The organism is Arcicella gelida, from assembly GCF_034931025.1.
Classification (GTDB): Bacteria; Bacteroidota; Bacteroidia; order Cytophagales; family Spirosomataceae; genus Arcicella; species Arcicella gelida.
In genome coordinates, this window is sequence record NZ_JAYGIL010000003.1 from 53,431 (window position 1) to 75,983 (window position 22,553).

General features: G+C 35.4%; 19 protein-coding genes and 1 riboswitch. Of the genes, 14 read left to right on the plus strand and 5 right to left on the minus strand.

Annotated features, from left to right (window positions below; genetic code table 11):
- Positions 1-97: 97 nt before the first annotated feature.
- The 3 genes from VB776_RS02060 to VB776_RS02070 all read right to left on the minus strand — a co-directional run bounded on the left by VB776_RS02060 (position 98) and on the right by VB776_RS02070 (position 5,368).
- On the minus strand, positions 98-580 hold the full coding sequence (locus VB776_RS02060) for a hypothetical protein (protein WP_323325538.1): 483 nt from the start codon (positions 578-580) through the stop codon (positions 98-100).
- 39 nt (positions 581-619) lie between these two features.
- Positions 620-2,089, minus strand: a complete 1,470-nt coding sequence (locus tag VB776_RS02065) for a SusD/RagB family nutrient-binding outer membrane lipoprotein (protein ID WP_323325540.1) — start codon at positions 2,087-2,089, stop codon at positions 620-622.
- Between the two features lie 99 nt (positions 2,090-2,188).
- Positions 2,189-5,368 (minus strand): SusC/RagA family TonB-linked outer membrane protein, encoded by a 3,180-nt coding sequence (locus tag VB776_RS02070; protein ID WP_323325542.1) that lies wholly within the window; start codon positions 5,366-5,368, stop codon positions 2,189-2,191.
- A 697-nt stretch (positions 5,369-6,065) separates the two neighbouring features.
- On the opposite strand from VB776_RS02070, the gene VB776_RS02075 reads away from it, so the two are divergent.
- Positions 6,066-6,608, plus strand: coding sequence for a YfiT family bacillithiol transferase (locus VB776_RS02075; protein WP_323325544.1), 543 nt, complete (start codon positions 6,066-6,068; stop codon positions 6,606-6,608).
- Positions 6,609-6,776: 168 nt separating this feature from the next.
- On the plus strand, positions 6,777-8,018 hold the full coding sequence (locus tag VB776_RS02080; protein WP_323325546.1) for a NupC/NupG family nucleoside CNT transporter: 1,242 nt from the start codon (positions 6,777-6,779) through the stop codon (positions 8,016-8,018).
- A 68-nt stretch (positions 8,019-8,086) separates the two neighbouring features.
- On the opposite strand, the gene nadB is transcribed toward VB776_RS02080, so the two are convergent.
- A complete protein-coding gene (nadB, locus tag VB776_RS02085; RefSeq protein ID WP_323325548.1) occupies positions 8,087-9,673 on the minus strand; it encodes an L-aspartate oxidase in 1,587 nt (528 codons plus the stop codon).
- A gap of 306 nt (positions 9,674-9,979) precedes the next feature.
- Positions 9,980-10,108: riboswitch (SAM riboswitch) on the plus strand.
- On the opposite strand from nadB, the gene VB776_RS02090 reads away from it, so the two are divergent.
- Together VB776_RS02090 and VB776_RS02095 are read left to right on the plus strand one after the other, a co-directional pair.
- Complete coding sequence (locus VB776_RS02090) at positions 10,068-10,475, plus strand: hypothetical protein (RefSeq protein ID WP_323325550.1); 408 nt, start codon at positions 10,068-10,070, stop codon at positions 10,473-10,475. It overlaps the preceding riboswitch by 41 nt.
- 1 nt (position 10,476) lies before the next feature.
- On the plus strand, positions 10,477-11,604 hold the full coding sequence (locus VB776_RS02095) for a homoserine O-acetyltransferase family protein (protein WP_407653787.1): 1,128 nt from the start codon (positions 10,477-10,479) through the stop codon (positions 11,602-11,604).
- A 24-nt stretch (positions 11,605-11,628) separates the two neighbouring features.
- On the opposite strand, the gene VB776_RS02100 is transcribed toward VB776_RS02095, so the two are convergent.
- Positions 11,629-12,345, minus strand: a complete 717-nt coding sequence (locus VB776_RS02100; protein WP_323325552.1) for a phosphatase PAP2 family protein — start codon at positions 12,343-12,345, stop codon at positions 11,629-11,631.
- A gap of 55 nt (positions 12,346-12,400) precedes the next feature.
- Here VB776_RS02100 and VB776_RS02105 point away from each other — a divergent pair, with 55 nt between their 5' ends.
- From VB776_RS02105 to atpB, 10 genes are all read left to right on the plus strand, one after another.
- Complete coding sequence (locus VB776_RS02105) at positions 12,401-13,030, plus strand: YceD family protein (RefSeq protein ID WP_323325555.1); 630 nt, start codon at positions 12,401-12,403, stop codon at positions 13,028-13,030.
- 70 nt (positions 13,031-13,100) lie between these two features.
- Positions 13,101-13,295, plus strand: coding sequence for a 50S ribosomal protein L32 (rpmF, locus tag VB776_RS02110; RefSeq protein WP_184129002.1), 195 nt, complete (start codon positions 13,101-13,103; stop codon positions 13,293-13,295).
- 174 nt (positions 13,296-13,469) lie between these two features.
- Positions 13,470-14,408 carry a phosphate acyltransferase PlsX gene (gene plsX, locus VB776_RS02115; protein WP_323325557.1) on the plus strand — a complete coding sequence of 313 codons (939 nt, stop codon included), beginning with the start codon at positions 13,470-13,472 and terminating at the stop codon, positions 14,406-14,408.
- A gap of 110 nt (positions 14,409-14,518) precedes the next feature.
- Positions 14,519-15,508: a beta-ketoacyl-ACP synthase III gene (locus VB776_RS02120; protein WP_323325559.1), complete on the plus strand. Its 990-nt coding sequence runs from the start codon at positions 14,519-14,521 to the stop codon at positions 15,506-15,508.
- Between the two features lie 185 nt (positions 15,509-15,693).
- Entirely contained in the window at positions 15,694-16,257 is a 564-nt protein-coding gene (gene efp, locus VB776_RS02125; RefSeq protein ID WP_323325562.1) for an elongation factor P, read from the plus strand.
- 19 nt (positions 16,258-16,276) lie between these two features.
- Positions 16,277-16,762 (plus strand): acetyl-CoA carboxylase biotin carboxyl carrier protein, encoded by a 486-nt coding sequence (accB, locus tag VB776_RS02130; protein WP_323325564.1) that lies wholly within the window; start codon positions 16,277-16,279, stop codon positions 16,760-16,762.
- A gap of 85 nt (positions 16,763-16,847) precedes the next feature.
- Positions 16,848-18,191: an acetyl-CoA carboxylase biotin carboxylase subunit gene (accC, locus tag VB776_RS02135; RefSeq protein ID WP_323256446.1), complete on the plus strand. Its 1,344-nt coding sequence runs from the start codon at positions 16,848-16,850 to the stop codon at positions 18,189-18,191.
- A 180-nt stretch (positions 18,192-18,371) separates the two neighbouring features.
- A complete protein-coding gene (locus tag VB776_RS02140; protein WP_323325566.1) occupies positions 18,372-20,879 on the plus strand; it encodes a TonB-dependent receptor plug domain-containing protein in 2,508 nt (835 codons plus the stop codon).
- 116 nt (positions 20,880-20,995) lie between these two features.
- Entirely contained in the window at positions 20,996-21,355 is a 360-nt protein-coding gene (locus VB776_RS02145) for a hypothetical protein (RefSeq protein WP_323325568.1), read from the plus strand.
- Positions 21,356-21,463: 108 nt separating this feature from the next.
- Positions 21,464-22,543, plus strand: coding sequence for a F0F1 ATP synthase subunit A (gene atpB / locus VB776_RS02150; RefSeq protein WP_323325570.1), 1,080 nt, complete (start codon positions 21,464-21,466; stop codon positions 22,541-22,543).
- The last annotated feature ends 10 nt before the right edge of the window (positions 22,544-22,553 follow it).

Genomic DNA, 22,553 nt, shown 5'->3' on the forward strand with positions numbered 1-22,553 from the left:
TTTTTAAATAGAGGAAAACACTCATTTTATGCTAAAAATATTGTACAAAAATAATATTAAGGAATCGAATCTATAGACTTTATTGATTGAATCTAAGCTATTTTACAGAAACCCTAGACAAACGAGTAAAGGCTTGACTTTTATAAGTACCACTCCAATTAAGAGGAATACTATTCCCTGAAACGGGGCTTGTAAGTCCTAAAGATTGCCAAGTTTTTTCTACACTAATTTTACCTTTTGCATCAGTTGTTAGTTCTGCTACAATTGCACCGCTATTTCGTAAGGTAATCGTGATTTTAGTATTTGCTACTGGAAGAGAATCAATGCCTTTAGTGTAATCTAAAAGGTTTGTTTTGTCTAGTTCAAGTATTCTAGCCGATAAAACTACATTACCTGTTTTGGTATAACTAATGGTTGGTTCAGTTGCGAAATCACCCGGAGCTGTGCCATCAATAGCTACTAAAACTGGAGATACTACTCTTGGAACGAATGGGTCATCAACATTTTTACAAGAAGCCATCGTTAATAATGCGAAAAGAGCAATAAGAATAATTGGAGGTAATTTATCTATGTGTTTCATGATTGTTCTAATTTAATGTTAAGTAATTCTGCTTCTGGTTTATTTTTCTGCCCACCAAAGCTTGGTTTTCATGTCGTTCGGGCCACCATTTAGTTTTTCACCTTCAGCCACATTTTTAGCATTTAATGAATACTCTGAACCTGGATAAGGCAATCTTGTTGGAATAATCGCTCCGTTTTCGAAAACTGCTCTTGGGTCGGCTGCTGGCATTACTGGATAACCTGTTCTACGATATTCTGTCCAAGCCTCAATACCTTGCCCAAATAAAGCAACCCATTTTTGATCAAGAATTTTTTCACGAGTAGCCGTTCCTAGTTGTGCAATCAAATCGCTTGCTCCAGTAATACTAAATTGTGCAAAAGAAGCAGTGATACCTTTTTCGAAATAAGCTTGTGCATCACCAGTGATGTCTCCATCAATACTTGCTTCAGCTAGAATAAATTGAAGTTCAGCATAAGTCATCACTACTTCTGGTGCAGCAGCGGCAGTAAAGAAACTACCAATGGTTGAACTGCTTTCTAAGTAAGTTGTAGCGATAGCATCTGGTAAACCATTGGCATGACCTTCATATTTACCTACCTTGTTTGGATTTCCAAAAATTTTGATTCTAGCATCGCTTACTCCATTCATTTTATCAACCAATGTTTTACTTAAATTCCAGTCGGTTCTGCCATCTTGGATAAGTACTTGATTCCATTCGTTATTACTTGGTAAAATCGTAGTACATTTTAGGGAAGCATTGTCATCATTACTTGTGAAGATTGGGTACTTTACTGGATCAGCTAAAATTTCACGCATGATTGCTCTTGATTCTGTAGGTTTTTTGGCAGCCTGACGGTTTGCAAGACGTAAACGTAGTGAATTAGCAAATTTTTTCCATTTTAAAATATTACCACTGTAAAGAATATCTCCTGAAATACTTGGTCCAGAAACACTCAATTTTTCATTGGCAATTTTCAAATCTTCAAGCATTCCAGCATATACTTTTTCCATAGAATCATAAGCTGGGGTATAAATTGGCTCTGCCGCTGTTCCTTTTAAGGCTTCAGTGTATGGAATTGCTCCCCACATGTCTGTCAAGATTGAAAAATTCCAAGTACGCATTACCAAAGCAACACCTTCATAGTTTGCATTTGGTATTGTTCCTTTTTCACCAGAAATAACGATGATTCTATTAAAGTTTGATTGTGCATCGTTGAAAAAGCCTTTCCAGTTATTTAGTGGCAAAGCTTGTGAAATACCGTAATTATCGCCTTCGTTTGAGTAAATATTTCTGGTTAAATGTTGAATCCAAAGTTCAGCACCGTCAAGATTGATTCTTTCAAAACGGGTACGATGTCCCCAGTAGCGGTCGATGGAACTTTCGATACCTGTAGGTAAAAGGAATTGTGGAGTAATCGACGACGGATTGTTGGGGTCAACGTTCATTTTGTCGAAAGTACTGGTACAAGACCCTGCGGCTAAAATAATACTGGTAGCCAAGAGGTATATTTTGCTATATTTTCTCATGTTATAAAAATCTTTTTAAATGAATGTGATGAGTTAATGTTTTGCTAAATCATGAGCATTACAAACCCGCACAATGATTGAGTTTATCGACTTTTTTGTTTAGAAGCTGAATGATAAATTGGCTCCTATGCTTCTAGTTGAAGGTAACTCTCCATAACCAAAGCCTTGTCTGTTACCACCATTCGCATCAATTTCTGGATCTTGGTGAGGATGATTTTTGAATATCATCAATACATTACGACCAACTGCTGAAATTTTTGCCGATTGAAAACCTAATTTTTTCACTAAAGCTGTTGGTAACTTATAACCGAATGATACTTCACGTAGTTTTACGTAACTACCATCAAAAATAGCTGCTTCATGATAACGGCGTGGGTTGTTATAACCATAGTATTGGTTGGCACTTACGATGATGTCATTTGGAGCATATACTTTCGTACCATCAGAGTTTGTCGATACAACTTTTACTCCTGAACCAATTACTCCTTCTTCACGACCAACTGCTGTTTCTGCATATTGTCCTGTCCAACGAGCATTAGCTGTTCCTTCGTCAAAAATTGAACCGCCCATACGTACATCAATCAAAGTAGATAAAGAGAAGTTTTTGTAAGAAAACGAGTTAGTGAAACCACCAATCCAGTCTGGTTGAATATTACCTAAGATTTTTTGAGTGGTTGAAAGTTGAGGTAAACCATTAACCATGATTAATTGTCCGTCTGGAGCTCTTTCAAATCCATAGCCATAAAGTGTTCCGTAAGGTTGACCAACTCTTGCTTCCGAAGTTAAACCTCTACGTTCGTTCAACACATAAGTAGTTAAGCCTTCAGCCAATTCAACTACTTTGTTTCTGTTACGAGAGAAGTTGAAGCTAACATCCCAAGAAAAACCGTTTGACAGCTTTAATGGAGTGCCAGAAAGTGTTACTTCAATACCTGAGTTAGAGATTTGACCTGCATTTAAAATACGAGTATTGTAACCTGTTGCTTTCGAAATTTCAACACCTAAGATTTGGTTCTTGGTTTTTTGCTCATAATAAGTAAGGTCTAAATTTACTTTTCCTTTGAATAAGCGAAGGTCTAAACCTGCTTCTAAACCTGTTGTGATTTCTGGTTTAAGCGTTGAGTTTGAAATTGTAGTATTTTCTGCAAATTCAGGAGTTGCTCCATTCCAAGAAGTACCAGCACGGTAAGTTTGTGCCAATTGATATGGGTCGGCATCATTACCTACTTGTGCCAAACTGAAACGTGCTTTTCCGAATGATAAAACATCTCCTTTGATACCATCAATTAAATCAGTGAAAACGGCACTCAATGATGCTGAAGGATAAAAATAAGACCTGTTGTTTGATGGTAAAGTTGATGACCAGTCGTTACGAGCAGTTAAATCTAAGAAAATGGCATTTTTGAAACCTAAGTTTACAGAACCAAAAGCACTTTGTACTTCACTCTTAGTAATGGTCGAAGCAATTGTGTTTTGGCTTGGTACTGCATTTCCTGCATTGTATAATCCGTCGATTACTAATTCACCAACGTAGATATAATTTCTTTTGTAATAATTACTTCTTACAATTCCACCAGCTTGTGCAGTAATTGAAATGTCTTTATTAACGTTTCCATTATACGTTAATATCGCATCTGTGTTTGTTTCTTGACGACGAAGTACTTCTTCTGAGAAACGACCTGGAGTACGGTTTCCATTTCTTACTCTTTCAAAATTTACAATGTTGATACGAGTATCCGACCAAACGTCAGTCCCAGTTCTCAACATTACACTCAATGATGGTAAGATTTTATAGTTCAAAGCAATGTTTCCAACTAAGCGATCTTTATCATTTGAAGAAGGTAATTTTTGTTGAATATAGTAAGGGTTGGTAAAGAAAGTATGTTGCCAGTTGGGTGGGTCGTTGTCTGGTAATCTGCCTGCAACAGCTCTTTGAATGTGTGTTGAAGTATATGATTCCCAATCACGTAATTGAGCCCAAGAAACACTACGATGTGCCCAGATAAATTCTTGTCCAGAAGCATAACTGCGGTTATCTGCCCAAGATTTTACGTATTCAGCTGATAATGTAATATTGAATTTGTTTGTAAAGTTGTACCCAGAGTTAAATTTGAAGTTATTACGGTGAAAATCATTGTAATACATAATTCCTTTTTGGTCGAGATGTCCAACTGATAAACGGAAATTACCTTTGTCATTTGCACCAGAAATAGCCACATTATTTGTGAAAGCTGTTCCTGTTTGCCAGAATTCTTGATAATTATTAGGTTGAGGTGTTAGTGGTGCAACATCTGTACCAGTCCACCATTGACGAACCAATCTTCCATCCATTGGTGCTCCCCAGCTTTCATCTGTACCTGCTGTACCACTCAAAGGTGCATTAGGTCCATAAGCCGCTCTGTATTGTGCTATTTGATTAGCATCAGTAATTGAACCACTCCAACCATCATTGTACCAAGTACGGTAACCATTTCCACCGCCATAAGTATTTTGGAAGTTAGGAGAAATGAATGGTCTGTCAGCAACAAAGTTTGAGTTTACTTCTACGCCAATGCCTTTTGTTCCTGCACCGTTTTTAGTCGTAATCAAAATAACACCATTGGCTGCTCTGGAACCATACAAAGCCGCAGCGTTTGGACCTTTCAAAACTGCAATATCTTTGATGTTATCTGGGTTTACTTCTGACAAGCCCGAACCGAATTGCTTATCAAATGACTGTTGAATCGGCACACCATCAATAACCACCAAAGGTTGGTTGTTACCAGAAACGGATGATGAACCACGGATTTGAATAGTAGCCGCAGCACCTGGTCCAGAACTTGTATTTACTCTGAAACCAGCAATTTTACCAGAAAGTCCATTGGCTAAATTTGTTGATCTAGCTTCCACAACACTCTCACCCTTAAGCTGTTGCTGAGAGAAGCCCAATGCTTTTTTATCTCTTTGTACCCCTAGTGCTGTAACAACTACTTCGCTAAGTTGCATGACATCAGGTTTCATTTTTACCGAGATTGAGCTTTGCGAACCAACAGGAACTTCATAAGGAGTCATCCCAACGAAAGTAAATACTAGTATATCTTTGGGCTGACATGCAATGCTAAATTTCCCTTCACTACTTGTATTTGTACCACTTGTAGTTCCTTTGATTAATATAGTTACACCGGGCATTGCTGTACCATCTTCAGCGGAAGTGACTGTTCCCGTAACAGTTTGTTTTTGAGAGAAAGCCGTTGATGAAACCAACAGTATTCCCCACAAGAATAGTAAAATTTTGTTCATAAATGTTTGTTGTTATATGGTTGGTAATTCTATTTAATTCAATTGATTTTGATAAAGGAAATAGTATATCATGCCAGTGATTTTTGGTCAAAGGCTAAAATGATTTCTGAGGAATAAAATTTTAAATCTGTATCAAAACAATAGGAACAATCACTACACTTTCTTGATTAAAAGTGGAAATGTGATTTAATAAAATAGTATAAATTGAAGTGTTGTTTTTGGAAGTAATCAAATAAAGGAACTAGTATTGCTTTGTTCGACTTTCGGAAGTCGGGTAATTGTTGTTTTAGTTTGCTGTGTTTTTTGATATAAGAAATTATACTTAATGCAAAATTCAAAGAGTTTTTAAGAAATGCCTAAATACAGTTTTTTATTTTGCTTTTTGTTGATTTCCAAGTACGATTATAATGAATTTATTCAAAAAACCAAACATAATTTTTAAAAAATGTCAATTAATTGGAAGTAAGAAATTATAATTAGTTAAAATTTTATAATAAATATAATTCTTCCAAGAGTTGTAAAAAGTCATGCTGAAAAGTGATAAAAGTTTTCCCTTTAATCAAGGTCTTCAATCTAGGTTTTTTTATATAAGTGCTTATAAGTTAAACTACTTAATTCTTAGTAAGAGAATACTTCATGATTTTATCAATCAAATTTTAGATTATCTTGTATTCGAAAACAATAACAAAATAATATAATGGAAAATCTATCCTTAGAACAAATGCGTTATCCTATCGGAGTGTTTAAGAAACCCAATGAAATCACTGATGATTTATTGAAATCTTGGATTGAAGATATTGAAGAACTACCTACTTTGTTAAAAAAAGCGGTTGATGGTTTGAGCGAAGAACAATTGGAATTGCCTTATCGCCCTGAAGGCTGGACGCTGAGACAAACCGTAAATCATGTAGCAGACTCTCATATAAATGCCTATTGTCGTTTTAAATTGGCATTAACAGAGGATACTCCAACTATTAGACCTTATGAAGAACAATTTTGGGCAGAATTAGAAGATGGGAAAAATGGACCAATTGAATGGTCATTGACTTTATTAGAAGTACTTCATAAGCGATGGATAGTGTTATTAAAGTCGATGACAGAAGAGCAATTTGAAAGAACATTTGTCCATCCTGCTACTCAACAAGCCAATTCACTTCAAACTGTTACAGGGATGTATTCTTGGCATGGCAGACATCACACCGCCCATATTATTGAATTAAGAAAGCGTTTGGGAATTTAATAGTAAGTTTTATATGGATGAAGACAAATATTTCAATCTTGTAAAAATACAAAATTATACACAAAGAATCTTTTAGTTTTTGACAAGTATCGCCTTTCGTCTTTTTTCTCTTATCTTTAACTTTTCATTCAACAACCACATAAAAGATTTGGTATTAACACTTTGTACATGGAACGTTTCACAGGACTTATTGGAATTGTATTAATTTTAGGAATTGCCTATTTGATGTCGAATAATAGAAAAGCAATCAATTACCGCACCGTTGGGGTTGGTTTGGCTTTACAGTTTGGTTTGGCAGTTTTTATTTTACGGACTGATATTGGGAAAACACTCTTTACAAAGTTAGGAGAGATGGTAAATCAGTTACTTGAAAAAGCTGATAAAGGTGCAGAATTTGTTTTTAGTTCTTTGGTTCAACCAGAATTGATGACAAAAGCGTTTGGTCCTGGGCATGATTTTGTATTCTTTTTTAAAGTAATTCCTACCATTGTATTTGTTGCCGTTTTGGTAAATATTCTTTATCATCTTGGTATTATGCAAAGAATCATTGCCATTTTGGCAAAAGGTATGCACTGGCTAATGGGAGTAAGTGGGGCAGAGGCTCTTTCAAATGCAGCTTCGGCTTTTGTTGGACAAGTGGAGGCTCAGATTATGATTAAACCTTATTTAAAAGGAATGACAAAATCTGAATTATTAGCTTCGATGACGGGGAGTTTTGCTTGTATTGCTGGTGGTGTAATGGCTACTTATATCAAATTAGGAGTACCTGCTTCGTACCTTTTGGCGGCAAGTATTATGGCTGCACCGGGTGCTTTGGTGATTTCTAAAATCGTTTATCCAGAAACTGAAAAATCGGAAACACAAGGGTTTGTTCAACTTGAAATCAAAAAAGTTCATTCTAATTTAGTTGATGCCATCGCTTCTGGAGCTTCTGAAGGATTAAAAGTTGGTTTTAACGTAATTGCAATGTTGATTGGTTTTATCGCTTTGATTGCTTTGATAGATTCAATTTTATGGCATATTGGTTTTTACGTTTTCGGAATGCCAAACCTTAGTATGAACTTCCTTTTAGGAAATGTGTTTTCTGTTTTTGCATGGGCAATGGGCGTGCCTGCTAAAGACACGCAAGTTGCAGGGGCTTTGATGGGAACAAAAATGGTAGTAAACGAATTTGTAGCTTATTTGGATTTAGTGAAATTGAAAGAAACGCTTGATGCTAAAACATTGGCTATTACAAGTTTTGCACTGTGCGGATTTGCTAACTTTAGTTCAGTGGCAATTCAGATTGGTGGTATCGGAGAGTTAGCTCCTGAACGCAGAACGGATTTAGCAAAATTAGGTTTCAAAGCTTTGATTTGTGGTACTTTAGCGAGTTACTTGTCTGCAACTTTAGCGGGGTTGCTGCTTTAAGAAATATCAGAAATTCTATAAAAAAGCCTGACGAAGTATTTGCTGCGTCAGGCTTTTTATGTTACTGGTTAATTTTTAATGTTATCAAGATTGTAATGTAAACCTCTGTTTTCTTTACGAGCTCTGGCATCTTTAATAACCAAGTAAGCTACATTAATCATATTTCTAAGTTCGTTTATTTGAACGGAAATTTTTGATTGTCGATAAAGTTCTTCGTGTTCTATATAAATTAATTCCAAACGGTCATAAGCTCTTTTTAGTCGTCGGTCTGTCCTTACAATTCCTACATAATTACTCATGATAGATTCTAATTCCCTAGCCATTTCTGTTACTAAAACTAATTCTTCTGGGTGTGTCGTTCCTTCGTCGTTCCAATCTGGAATATTGTTTGGAATTATATTTTCTTCAAAGGTTTCAATGGATTTCAAGAAGGCTCTATGGGCATAAACAATAGCTTCAAGTAAAGAATTTGATGCCAAACGATTAGCCCCGTGCAAGCCTGTTGAGGAACATTCGCCTGCGGCAAATAAGTAATTAATATTAGTCTGCGAATACTCATTTACCTTAATTCCGCCACATAAATAATGTTGTGCAGGAACTACAGGAATCATGTCTTTTTCGGTAATTTCTAAACCAAGATTTTCCTTACAGTACTCATAAATCATGGGAAAATGATGTTTAAAATCCTCACTGTCTAAATGACGAGTATCCAAGTAAACATGGTCAACTCCATTTTTTTTCATTTCAGAGTCAATCGCTCTGGCAACAATATCTCTTGGAGCAAGCGAAAGACGCTCATCATATTTTTCCATGAAAGTAGTTTCATCAATATTTTTCAGAATACCACCATGCCCACGTAAAGCTTCAGAAATTAAAAAAGAAGGTTTTTTGCCCGGTTGATACAAAGAAGTAGGATGAAACTGAATAAATTCCATTCCTTCAACCAAACCTTTGGCTCGATATGCCATAGCGATACCATCGCCCGTTGCAATCGTTGGATTCGTCGTACTTTGATAAACCTGTCCAATTCCACCAGTAGCTAAAAGAGTAGTTTTGGCTAGAAAAGTTTCAGTTTCTCCCGTTAAAGTATTAAGGATATAAGCACCAAAGCATTTTTTATCAGGAGTATCTTTTGTTACTTTTTCGCCTAAATGATGTTGGGTAATTAAGTCGATAGCAAAGTAATGCGTGAAAAAATCTACGCTTTTAAATGACTTTACTTTTTCTAATAATGCCCTTTCAATTTCATTTCCTGTTGAATCTTTATGATGTAAAATTCTTTGATCAGAATGTCCGCCTTCCTTCACTAAATCATAAGTACCATCATTCTTTTTATCGAAATTAGTACCATAAGAAATTAGCTCTTTTAAGCGTTCTGGGGCTTCGGTTACTACAATCTCAACTGCTCTTTTATCAGACATAAAATCACCCGCCACCATGGTATCATTGATATGTTTTTCAAATGAATCTTCATCTTTCCAAACAGTAGCAATACCCCCTTGTGCATATTTTGTATTACTTTCTTCTTCAATGGTTTTGGTAAGAATAGCAATTTTAACATCTTGACCTTTTTCTTCAAAATAAGAAGCAATTTTTGCTGTATAAGAAAGCCCTGCAATGCCTGAGCCGATAACTAAAAAGTCGTATTGGGGCATAATGATGAAAAACGGCTTGCCGCCCGCATTTTATAAGTTAATGTACAATTTTAATGTCACGAATAAGCAAAGTTATTTTAAAAACTCTTTTATTGATACTTTAAGTTGGAAATTATCTGTAATAATCAAGCTTTTGAAGCTTCTTAAAACTGCAGTATTATCACTCATTGTGTTTTTAATACTGTTTGAGCAAGAAGATTGTTCACAGAGAATTCTTCTAAAAATTTGCATTTCCCAGCATTGAGGTTTTACTTTGCATCATCAAGTCAATTTTCTTCCGAGGTTTTCAGCCTCATCGGAGTAATTGATTTATAAAGAAGAAGGGAGAGAATAGGCTCTATGAACTTCTGGCAACCTACCGCTCGTAAAGGCAAGGTGCTAATTCCTACCTAAAATGAATAGCTGTTTATTGGGCTTTTTTAGGAAATATAAACCAATTACGATTACTCTCCCAGTCATTTTTCATGCTGTAAAGTATTCGTCAGGTTTACGATTCATTTTCGTTTATCGTCATGATTTTTTCATGACCAAATTTGTCAGCATTATGCCAAAATTTATTAAAATCACTACGGGCAATTATCTAATTGTTCATGGTTTCGACGCCAACAATAAGGAAATTATTGAAGAAGTAACTGTGCCTCAGAAAATGATGAAAATTGTCGCTGTCGGGCGTATTCAATCTATTTCAGAGAAATATGTTTTAGTTATAGGCTCACATGGTAGATTGATGTATTGGGAATATGAGGAGAATTTCGAGGACTTGCAAAAGCAATTATTAGATAACGAGCTTTTGATTGCTTAAAATAAAGGTTTCACCCAAAAAGAGTATTGATGCTCATTTTTATCCATTGAATAATCTTTTTAAATATAATAAAGCCTTCACATTAGAAGCTGGAGGCATTTTGCCAGAAATTGAACTAGCGTATCAAACTTTAGGTAAGATGAACGACGACCACTCTAATGTAGTTTGGGTTTGTCATGCCTTTACGGGTAGTCATGATGTAGAAGATTGGTGGCAAGGTTTGGTTGGAAGAGGTAAACTTTTCGACCCTGATAAGCAATTTATCATTTGTGTCAATGTTTTGGGTTCGCATTACGGAAGTACTGGACCGCTTTCTATCAATCCAAATACTGGCGAGCCTTATTATCATACATTTCCATTTATTACCATTAGAGATATTGTAAATTCATTCGATTTACTTCGTGAACATCTCGGAATTAATCGAATTAGAACTTGCATTGGTGGTTCTTTGGGTGGACAACAATGTGTAGAATGGGCGATTTCTCAGCCAGATTTGATAGAAAATTTGATTTTAATTGCGACGAATGCCCAACATTCACCTTGGGGAATTGCTTTTAATGAGTCGCAAAGAATGTCAATTGAAGTTGATCCTACTTGGAAAGAAAGTAATCCACAAGCAGGAATTGAAGGAATGAAAGCTGCACGTGCTACTGCTTTGATTTCATACAGAAATTATGAAACTTATGGTGTAACGCAAGCTAGAAATGATGAACCATTGGGGAAAGTACATCGTGCAACAAGTTATCAGCGTTATCAAGGTGAGAAGCTAGCACAGCGGTTTAATGCGTACTCTTATTTTGTACTTTCACAAGTGATGGATTCGCAAGATGTGGGGCGTGGTAGAGGTGGAGCAATTCAAGCACTTTCGCAGATTAAATCAAAAACGTTGGTGATGGGAATAAAATCAGACGCCCTTTTTCCAATTAATGAACAAGCATTTTTAGCGAAACATATTCCAGGAGCAACTTTTCAAGCCTTAGATTCTTTATACGGTCACGATGGTTTTTTGATAGAAAGTCAATTAATAACTAAAGCCATCAAACTTTGGCAAAAATTTGTGAAGCTGGATGTCAATCCGATGTATGATTTTTTTAAGAAATTGGAAGAAAAATCAGCAGTAATTCATTAATCAGCAATCCAGAACCTTTGTGTTTCAGGATTTTTTTTGATGAAGTAATTTCCGTTTATACCACTCTTTCGGATTATTTTCTAATATCCTATTGATTAAGACATAAACCACAAGACTACTGAAAGTACCAACTAACGAACCCGCCAAAACATCTTCAGGAAAATGCTGAAACAAATAACATCTTGAATAACCCGCTAAACAAGCCAGTAATAGAAAGAGTAAAGACCATTGTTTTTTGCAAAGGAAGACTGTCAGTAACGTAAAAATCGCAAAGGCAGTAGTGGTATGCCCTGATGGAAAACTCAAATGAATATTAATTTGTAACCCTTCTACAAAATGCCAGTTGACATGCTTATCTGCAAAAAAACTAAGTGGACGAAGAGTATCAAAACTAAGTTTTAATGATGATGAAAGTAGTGAACTCAAAGCCAGCGATGCTATTAACATCAAGGCTTTATCGTAACAAATAAATAAGTAAATCAAAATAATAGCAACAAAAAACCAGCCTTCTCCTAATTGTGTTGCTCCTTGAAAAAAATAATCAGCCCACAAACTATTGTGCTGATTGATGAATAGCATTTGTTCAAATTTACTGTGCGTTAATACCCAAATCAGCACAAAAAGCCAAACAACAGCATAGAAGCCTAAGTAAGAAAGATTGTTTTTGATAATTTGTTTCATAAAACAAAGGTCGTTAGCTAAAAGATATTTGCCAATAAGTACTTGTAATATTTTGTTCAATACTTGTCATTGTAAAAAATAGTCCCTAATTTTGCAGTCTTTTCGATGAAACCAAGTGAATAAGAGCATATTAAATACATTTAAGATTGACATCTTCCGCCTTGAAAACAAGCATTATGTGCATGAATTTGAAGGAGGTGATGAATTCTTTGTGGCATTAGAACAAGATTTAATCGAAAAAGGGAATTTTAAAGCAATCGTTACTTTAGATAAATCAGAAGTAATGATTCAATTATTGTACCATATTGTAGGTTCTGTTGAACTAACTTGTGATCGTAGTTTGGATACTTTTGATTTCCCTATTGACATTACTCAGAAAATGATTTTGAAGTTTTCTGATCATACTGAAGAGATTACAGATGAATTGATGTTGATTGATAGAAATACCCAGTACATCAATGTTGCACAAGATATTTACGAATTTATTGGTTTGCAAATTCCAATGAAAAAACTTCATCCCCGTTTCCAAGTTGAAGAAGAAATATTTTTATCAGATTTTGAGGAAGATGATGATTCAGACGAAGACTTAGAAGATTTAGTTTGGGAAGATGATGACGAAGGTGAAATTGTTTACTCTACTTCAACCGCAGATTCAGAAGATGACGACGATGAAGAGCAAGTAAACGAAGATGAACCAGAAATTGATCCACGGTGGGCAATTTTAAAGAAATTGAACAATAATTAATGATTTGTTTCCATACATGCAAATCACATTTTAAATAAATCAAAGAATCATAAAATAAAGAAATAAGCAAATGGCACATCCTAAACGCAGACACTCGACAACTCGTAGAGATAAAAGACGTTCACACGATTTTGGAACTCCAAAAACAATCACTACAGATCCAACTACCGGTGAAATTCACTTACGTCATCGTGCTCACGTATTTGAAGGAAACTTGTTTTACAAAGGTAAAATGGTTGTAGAAGGTTATGCAGTTCAAGCATAATTAGTTGATTTTGGTAATTGTTTATCACTTAATGTGCTGAATATCAATATTCAAGCTAATATTTGATAAAAAACTATCAGTTTTCAAAACTATTTTCAAACAAAAACGCTGTTTCACACTTCATAAAATGTTATTTTTGTAATTCTGTTAATGAATAACGAAAATAATAATTGAATGAAGATAGGGATTGATGCAATGGGTGGAGATTTCGCCCCAAAAGCTATCGTTGAAGGAATAGTATTGGCAGCTCAAGAATTACCAGCTGATGTAACCATCGTTTTGATTGGCCAGACAGCAGTAATTCAGCAGATTATTGATAACCAAAATTTTACGGGTTCTAACATTGAAATTGTGGAAGCTAATGAAACAATAGAAATGGGGGAACATCCTGTAAGAGCATTACAGTCTAAACCCAATTCCAGTATCGGAGTTGGGTTTAAACTTTTAAAGACAGGAGTAATTGATGTCTTTGCTTCTGCTGGCAATACAGGTGCAATGATGGTTGGGTCTTTATTTTCTATCAAAACGATAGAAGGTATTCAACGCCCTCCGATTGCTGGTTTTGCTCCTCAAATTGATGGTAGCCTTGCGGTGATTCTTGACATTGGTGCAAATGCCGATGTAAAGCCCGAAATGTTGGCACAATTTGGTATTCTAGGTTCAATCTACGCAAAAGCTACAATGGGTATTGAATCTCCAAGAGTTGCTTTAATGAACATTGGAGAAGAACCAGAAAAAGGTTCAGTCATCGTTCAGCAAGCTTACAAATTACTCCAAGAAGAAAGGAAAATCAATTTCGTTGGGAACATCGAAGGGAAAGATTTCTTCAAAGCAAAAGCAGATGTTATTGTAACAGATGGCTTTACAGGTAATATTCTCTTGAAAATGGGAGAATCTTTGTACGGAATCTTGTCTGAAAGAGGCGTTAAAGACGACTTCATAGATCAAACAAATTATGAAGCTGTAGGAGGCAGTCCGATTATTGGCGTAAATGGAAACGTTGTTATCGCCCATGGTTCTTCGTCGGCACTTGCTACCAAAAACATGGTTCATCTGTGCCATCGCATAGTTGAATCTAAGCTTACTGAAAAAATTAAAAAAGCGTTTGCTTAAAGTAATACAGAATGAGCGAATCAAAGGTTTTGAATAATCTATTTGCAAAAATCTAATTTCATGATTTGATTTTTCAAACATTTTGTCATTCGATCATTCCCCATATAACCATGACCAAAATCACTGCAGCAATTACCGGAGTACAAGGTTATGTACCCGAAGATATATTGACCAACGATGACCTTGCAAAATTTGTTGACACCACAGATGAATGGATAATGAGCCGAACGGGTATTAAAACCCGTCATATTCTACGTGGCGAAGGTAAAGGGACATCTGTTATGGCAATAGAAGCAGTTAAAGGTTTGTTAGCCAAAACGAATACTAAGCCAGAGGAAATTGATTTATTAATTTGTGCTACCATATCTCCAGACCATTTTTTCCCAGCGACTGCCAACATTATTTGTGAAGCGGTAGGTATTCCTCACGTTGGCTCTTATGACTTAGCTGCTGCTTGTTCAGGTTTTCTAAATGCACTTGTAACAGGAGCAATGTTTATTGAAGCTGGACGATACAAGAAAGTTGTTGTTGTTGGTGCTGATAAAATGTCTTCTATTGTTGATTATACAGACCGAACTACTTGTGTATTGTTCGGCGATGGTGCAGGCGCTGTGCTGTTAGAAGCCAATACTGAAGGATTAGGAATTCAAGATTTTATTTTGAAATCAGATGGTTCAGGGGCTAATCATTTAATACAGAAAGCTGGAGGAAGTGCTTACCCACCAACCCACGAAACAATTGACCAACGTCAACATTATATTCACCAAGAAGGACAGGCTGTTTTTAAATTTGCTGTAACTAGAATGGCAGATGTCTCAGCCGAAATTATGGAACGTAATAATTTGACTGGTGAAGATGTTGATTTTCTTGTACCTCATCAAGCCAATAAAAGAATTATAGATGCTACTGCAAACCGTATGGGTATTGGTCCAGACAAAGTAATGTTAACTATCCAGAAGTATGGCAATACCACTGCCGCAACGATTCCACTATGTTTATGGGAGTATGAATCACAGCTAAAAAAAGGGGACAACCTAATTTTAGCAGCATTTGGTGGTGGTTTTACTTGGGGAAGTATTTATCTAAAATGGGCTTATTAGGCTAATTAGACCAACATTGTAGCTCGTAAAATTTCTGATATTTATTTATTTTACTATTTATCAATAAAAGACTAATTTTGCGAATACTTTATTCTTAGTAAACAAAATTTATTTAAAAAATAATAGAGATTTTGATTGAATAATTTCGTTTTTACGACATTTACTTTTCAATATCAATAATAAAAATGGCAACTACTGCAGACATCAAAAACGGTTTAGTAATTAAATTCAATAATGATTTATTTTCAATTATTGAATTCTTGCACGTGAAACCAGGTAAAGGACCTGCTTTTGTAAGAACAAAATTAAAGTCATTGACTTCTGGAAAAGTTATTGATAATACTTTCAACTCAGGGGTAAATATTTTCCCTGTACGTGTTGAGCGTAGAGTATTTCAATATCTTTATGCTGAAGAATTTGGTTATACTTTTATGGATAACATCACTTTCGAGCAAATCACGCTTAATAAAGAAATGGTTGATGCTGCTGATTTAATGAAAGAAGGACAAGAAGTTGAAATCCTAATTAATGCTGAAACTGAATTGCCAATCTCTTGCGAGATGCCTCCATTTGTAGAATTAGTAGTAACTTATACTGAACCAGGTATTAAAGGTGATACAGCCAATTCTCCTAAAAAGCCAGCTACAGTAGAAACTGGTGCAACGATTATCGTACCATTATTCATTCAAACAGACGAAAAAATTAAAGTTGATACTCGTACTTATGAGTACGCTGAAAGAGTAAAGTAATCCCTATAACAGTCCAAACATGGAAAATAAAGAAATTCAGAAGCTCCTTGATTTTATTGCACAATCAACGCTTGATGAAGTAAACATCGAAACGTCGGAGTTAAAATTATCTGTGAAACGTTATGGTGCAGCACCAGTAATACAGCAAGTTGCGGCTCCACAAGTTGTGGCTGCGGCTCCTGCTCCAGTTGCAGCTCCTGCTGTGTCTTCGGCTGCTCCTGCGGCACCAGCTGCTCCAGCTGCCGCTCCTGTAGTTGCTGCTAATAGAGTAACTATCAAATCACCAATGATTGGAACGTTCTATCGTTCTGCTGGCCCTGATTCACCTTCTTTTGTTGAAATAGGAAAAGAAATCGCAAAAGGTAAAACCGTTTGTATCATTGAAGCGATGAAATTATTCAATGAAATTGAGTCTGAAATTTCAGGTAAAATTGTTGAAATATTGGTTGAAAATGCAACGCCAGTTGAATTTGACCAACCATTATTTGTTGTAGAACTGGCTTAATTTGAAAATTGAATAGGTTGAAAACATTGCTAAATGTTGATTTCAAGTTATAGATTCTCAAGTTTTCAAATGCTCAAATTGAATCATGTTTAAAAAAATATTAATTGCCAACCGAGGTGAGATTGCTCTTCGCATCATCAGGACTTGTAAGGAAATGGGCATCAAAACGGTGGCCGTTTACTCAACTGCCGATCGTGAAAGCCTTCATGTAAAATTTGCTGATGAAGCTGTTTGCATTGGTCCACCGCCAAGTCGTCAATCTTACTTAAATATTCCTGCCATCATTTCAGCTGCTGAAGTTACTGGTGCTGATGCGATTCATCCGGGATATGGTTTCTTATCTGAAAATGCTGAATTTTCAAGAATTTGTGCTGAATATGGTATCAAATTTATTGGAGCTACCGCCGATCAAATCAATTCGATGGGTGATAAAGCAACAGCTAAAGAAACAATGAAAAAATCAGGCGTTCCAGTAATTCCTGGTTCTGATGGTTTGATTGATACTGTTGAAGAAGCAAAAAAATTAGCGAAAGACATTAAATACCCTGTTATCATCAAAGCTACTGCTGGTGGTGGTGGACGTGGTATGAGAATCATTCGTCAAGAAGAAGAATTTGATAAGTTATGGACAGATGCTAAAACTGAATCAGCAGCAGCATTTGGAAACGATGGTCTTTACATGGAAAAATATGTTGAAGAACCTCGCCATATCGAAATTCAAATCGTTGGAGACCAATTCGGTACAGTGTGTCACTTATCTGAACGTGATTGTTCTATTCAACGCCGTCACCAAAAATTATGTGAAGAAACTCCTTCACCAGCACTTACTCCTGAGTTAAGAGCTAGAATGGGTGAAGCCGCTATCAAAGGTGCTGCAGCTATCGGTTACGAAGGAGCTGGTACAATTGAGTTTTTGGTTGACAAAAACGGAGATTTCTACTTTATGGAAATGAATACTCGTATCCAAGTAGAACATCCAATTACTGAAGAAGTTACGGATTTTGACTTAATCAAGGAACAAATCAAAGTTGCGGCAGGTGAAGCTATTTCGGGACAAAATTATTTCCCTAAATTATTCGCTTTAGAATGCCGTATCAATGCTGAAGATCCTAAAAATGGTTTCCGTCCATCTCCAGGAAAAATCACCAACTTGCACCTTCCGGGCGGTCGTGGAGTAAGAATTGATAGTCACGTGTATTCTGGCTATACTATTCCACCAAACTACGACTCGATGATTGCGAAAGTAATCGTATCTGGACAAACTCGTGAAGAAGTATTACTTCGTATGAAGCGTGCTTTGCAAGAATTTGTTATCGAAGGAATTAAAACGACTATTCCATTCCACATTAAATTGATGGATGACGAACGTTTTAAATCTGGTAACTTTACCACTGCCTTTATGGATGGTTTCGACTTGAGTAATTTGTAAAATTATTCATTATTGATAAAGAGAAAGATGGCTTCAATTGTACGCAATTGGAGTCATCTTTTTTTATGCACTTTATTTAACTATTAAATCACTCCATTTATCACAAAATAATTGCGTTTGTAAACACCAAATTGCATCTTTGAAACGTTTTAACGATAAAAACTCAAACCACCTAAACGTATGAATCGAAAACTGTTTACCTTATTATCTTTAATCCTCATTACTACTTCTGCTTTTACCTTTACGGAAGATGGCAACGACTTCATTGAAAAATTAGTCGCAAAATTTGAAAAATACCATCACGAAAATCCACAAGAAAAGGTCTATTTACATCTCGACAAGCCTTATTACATGGCTGGAGAAACGATTTGGTTCAAAGGGTATTTATTTGATGCTACTTATCATAGGATTGATTCAGTAAGTAGAGTACTTTATGTCGATTTGATTGACGAATCGAAAGGGAAAATAATTATCCAGCGTACTTTAAAATGCGATGGTTCAACTTTTGGGGACATTGCACTTCCTGATTCTTTAGAAGAAGGGAGTTATCAAATCAGAGCATATACCAGTTATATGCGAAATTTCTCCGAAGAATTCTTTTTTAGACAAGAAGTAAAAATTTGGCAAGGCACTACTCAAAATCGTCTTACAGAAAGTAATGCGAAAAAATTATCGGAAGTGGCAGATTTACAATTTTTTCCAGAAGGAGGAAACTTAGTCATGGGAATTTCTTCAAGAGTAGGTTTTAAAGCCGTTAACATTGCCGGAAAAGGCGTTGAAAGCGAAGGTTTTGTATTAAGCAGTTCTAAAGACACTGTCACTGCATTTAATTCTGAGCATTTGGGAATGGGGTATTTTAATTTTGTTCCTGAAAATTTAGATACTTATACTGCTTATATCAAACAAAAAGATGGTTCGTTAAAGCCTTTCCCTTTGCCAAAAGTATATGAGCAAGGCTATACAATGGCAATTGATAACCTTTCTAATAAAGAAAAAATCAAAGTTTTTATTTCAAATAGTTCCCCAATTCCAGCTGAAAAAGCGAAGGAAATAGTGATTGTTGCTCAACAAAAAGGACAAATTTTTTTTGTAGCAAAAGGTTCAGAAAAACTGAAATCATTCGGAATCACTATTCCTAAAGATAGAATTCCAGACGATGGAATTGTACAAATTACATTGTTCGATTCAAAAGGCGAACCTGTATGTGAACGCATCGCTTTTGTGAATAAAAACAAGCAGATAAATCTGAAAATCAGTTCAGATAAAGCAATCTATAAAAGTAGAGAAAAAGTAACGCTCAATATAGAAGCGACCGATAAAGAAGGGAAACCCGTTAAAGGAGATTTTTCGGTAGCTGTTACCGATGGCAATCAAGTAATTCCTAATGCTTTTCAAGAAAATTTATTGACTTACTTACTTTTGAGTTCAGATATTGCTGAGAAAAAATCTAATGAATATTATTCAAGTATCAGAGGTACAATTGAACAACCAGCTTATTATTTTGAGTCAAATAATGAAAATGCAACACGCCATTTAGATATTTTGATGTTAACACAAGGTTGGAGAAGATTCGTTTGGAAAGATATTATTGAAGATAGAAAACCGAATTTTCAACATATTTTAGAAACAGGGCTACATGTTACAGGAAAAGCTTTACGTCCGAATGGTAAGCCAGCCAATAATGTAAGCCTTACTTTAATGCTAAAAAGCGAAAAAGGTACGCCACAGATTCTGATGAGTAATGCTGATTCATTAGGAAATTATGGTTTTTATGGAATAGATTTTAACGATAGTACGGAAGTTTTTGTTCAAGGAATGAAAGAAAAGGGAAGCAAAAACCTGCAAGTATCTATTGATGCTCAGAAAAATGCACCTAAAGTACAAATCATTAAAACACCTTTTAATCCAATGGAATTTGATGCTAGAGAGTTAGCTGATTTCCTGAAAAAAGCAAAAGATGCTGTAGAACTTGAAAAGAAATTGAAACTCAATAAAGTTCAGATGCTGGATGAAGTAGTGGTAAAGGCTAAAAAAGAAACACAGGATTCTCGTAAAATTTATGGTAGAGCCAGTAATACGTTAAAAGTTGATGATAGATTATGTGCTGGGGCTACCAATGTTTTACAAATGTTGCAAGGTAGAGTACCCGGAGTACAAGTTTCATCTGATGGAAGCGGTGGATATAAAGTAGTAATCAGAGGAATAAGTTCAATTAGTTTAAGCAGTGACCCATTAGTTGTTTTAGACGGAATGCCTGCTTCTATAGATATTTTAACAGGCATTAATCCTTGTGATGTAGAGCAAATAGATGTATTGAAAGGAGCTGATGCTACTATTTTTGGCTCAAGAGCATCAAATGGCGTGATTTCAGTACTTACTAAAAGAGGCGGACCAAACTATGATTATTCAAAAGACCCAGCGATGGGTGTATCGATACAAAAACGTTTGGGTTACAATGTTCCAAGAGAGTTTTATGCACCCAAATACGATGTAGAGAAACCTGAACATGTTCGTCCTGATTTCCGTTCTACGCTTCATTGGGCACCTAATGTGCAAACGGATTCTACAGGAAAAGCAACAGTAACTTATTGGAATACAGATGCAAAAGCTAATATCAATATTGTAGCAGAAGGTACTGCATATAATGGAGGAATCGGAATTGCAAAACATACTTACCAAGTAAAGTAATATAAATTCACTTTTTAGATTGAAAAAGCTAGTCAACTTGTTTGTTGATTAGCTTTTTTTATGATTCTCCTTTTCTGAAAGTTAGTCTTTCCCTACCTTTGCAAAAATTATTGATTATGCTCAGAATTATTATCCTGACAATTGGCTTGGGTTTGATATTTTATTTTTCTCCTCAAATAGGACTTTCCCAATATCTCCATGAGTATAAATGGATTATTTTGGCTTTCTTTTTTGCGGTTTCTTACCTGAATCATTTCCTTGCACAATTAGGTTTTGCTAATAACCGTGAAAACTTTGTTCAGTTCTATTTAGGTGGTATTGTAACACGATTAATTCTCAGTCTGATTTTCGTAGGAGTAATTGCTTATATGGGTACAAAAGACATCTATATCTTTATTACCAATTTTTTTGTACTCTATTTATGTTACACAGGGTTTGAAATTTACGGATTGTATCGTAACTTGCGACACTTTTAGAGGAGTTCTCGATACTTTTATTTGTAAAGTGTTGATTATCACTCAAAACGATAAAGATTTTATTACAAGCATATTCAAAAAACAACCATATACTTCCAAGAAGCCGTGATGAAGAAAGTGTATTTTTCAAATATTTTAGCTTTTTTATTTTTGTTCTCTTCAGTAACTTTTGCTCAGCATGAGCACAGTGCTGATACAACAGCTACGCCTACTACTGAAACTAGCACAGAAGCCATAGAAGGCAAGCATGAAGAAACTCATGGCGAAGCAAAATTTGAGCCAGGCAAACTTATCCTTGAACACATCGGTGATGAACACGAATGGCACTTTGCTACGATTGGACATTCACATGTTTCAATTTCTTTACCTTGTATCGTTTATACTAAAGATGGATTAAAAGTATTCTCTTCAAGTAAGTTCAAAAACGAACACCATGAGGCAGTTTCTTATGAAGGATTGAAATTAGATCACCACCACATTGTTGCTGAAGATGGGTCTGCTGTTTATGACTTTTCAATCACTAAAAATGTAGCTTCATTATTATTAAGTGCAGTTCTTTTATTAACAATTTTCTTATCAGTAGCGAAAGGTTACAAAGAACGTGAAGGTAAAGCACCAAAAGGTTTACAATCTTTGTTAGAACCAATCATTATTTTTGTTCGTGATGAAATTGCAAAAAATAACATTGGCGAAAAACACTATAGACGTTTTACTCCGTACTTGTTGACATTGTTTTTCTTTATCTGGATTAATAACCTTTTAGGTTTATTACCGGGTGGAGCTAACTTAACAGGTAACATTGCAGTAACTTTAGTATTAGCAGTAATTGCTTTCTTTGTAACTAACCTTAACGGTAAAAGCACTTATTGGGGACATATTTTTGCTATGCCAGGTGTACCGAAATGGTTATTAATTTTATTAACACCCGTAGAAGTTATCGGTTTGTTCATGAAACCTTTCTCATTAATGGTTCGTCTTTTTGCTAACATCAGTGCAGGACACATCATTTTATTGAGCTTAATTTCATTAATTTTTATCTTTGAAAGTATCGCAATTAGCCCAATCATCGTTGGTTTCTCAATTTTCATGAACCTAATCGAATTATTGGTAGCTTTATTGCAAGCATATATCTTTACCATGTTGACATCAACTTATATTGGTTCAGCCGTTGAAGAGCATCATCATTAATATTCAAACG

What these genes read in the sequence shown, in the direction of transcription:
- VB776_RS02060 (WP_323325538.1), bottom strand. Translation starts at nt 580, where the DNA reads ATGAAACACATAGATAAATTACCTCCAATTATTCTTATTGCTCTTTTC.
- VB776_RS02065 (WP_323325540.1), bottom strand. Translation starts at nt 2,089, where the DNA reads ATGAGAAAATATAGCAAAATATACCTCTTGGCTACCAGTATTATTTTA.
- VB776_RS02070 (WP_323325542.1), bottom strand. Translation starts at nt 5,368, where the DNA reads ATGAACAAAATTTTACTATTCTTGTGGGGAATACTGTTGGTTTCATCA.
- VB776_RS02075 (WP_323325544.1), top strand. Translation starts at nt 6,066, where the DNA reads ATGGAAAATCTATCCTTAGAACAAATGCGTTATCCTATCGGAGTGTTT.
- VB776_RS02080 (WP_323325546.1), top strand. Translation starts at nt 6,777, where the DNA reads ATGGAACGTTTCACAGGACTTATTGGAATTGTATTAATTTTAGGAATT.
- nadB (WP_323325548.1), bottom strand. Translation starts at nt 9,673, where the DNA reads ATGCCCCAATACGACTTTTTAGTTATCGGCTCAGGCATTGCAGGGCTT.
- VB776_RS02090 (WP_323325550.1), top strand. Translation starts at nt 10,068, where the DNA reads ATGAATAGCTGTTTATTGGGCTTTTTTAGGAAATATAAACCAATTACG.
- rpmF (WP_184129002.1), top strand. Translation starts at nt 13,101, where the DNA reads ATGGCACATCCTAAACGCAGACACTCGACAACTCGTAGAGATAAAAGA.
- plsX (WP_323325557.1), top strand. Translation starts at nt 13,470, where the DNA reads ATGAAGATAGGGATTGATGCAATGGGTGGAGATTTCGCCCCAAAAGCT.
- VB776_RS02120 (WP_323325559.1), top strand. Translation starts at nt 14,519, where the DNA reads ATGACCAAAATCACTGCAGCAATTACCGGAGTACAAGGTTATGTACCC.
- efp (WP_323325562.1), top strand. Translation starts at nt 15,694, where the DNA reads ATGGCAACTACTGCAGACATCAAAAACGGTTTAGTAATTAAATTCAAT.
- accB (WP_323325564.1), top strand. Translation starts at nt 16,277, where the DNA reads ATGGAAAATAAAGAAATTCAGAAGCTCCTTGATTTTATTGCACAATCA.
- accC (WP_323256446.1), top strand. Translation starts at nt 16,848, where the DNA reads ATGTTTAAAAAAATATTAATTGCCAACCGAGGTGAGATTGCTCTTCGC.
- VB776_RS02140 (WP_323325566.1), top strand. Translation starts at nt 18,372, where the DNA reads ATGAATCGAAAACTGTTTACCTTATTATCTTTAATCCTCATTACTACT.
- VB776_RS02145 (WP_323325568.1), top strand. Translation starts at nt 20,996, where the DNA reads ATGCTCAGAATTATTATCCTGACAATTGGCTTGGGTTTGATATTTTAT.
- atpB (WP_323325570.1), top strand. Translation starts at nt 21,464, where the DNA reads ATGAAGAAAGTGTATTTTTCAAATATTTTAGCTTTTTTATTTTTGTTC.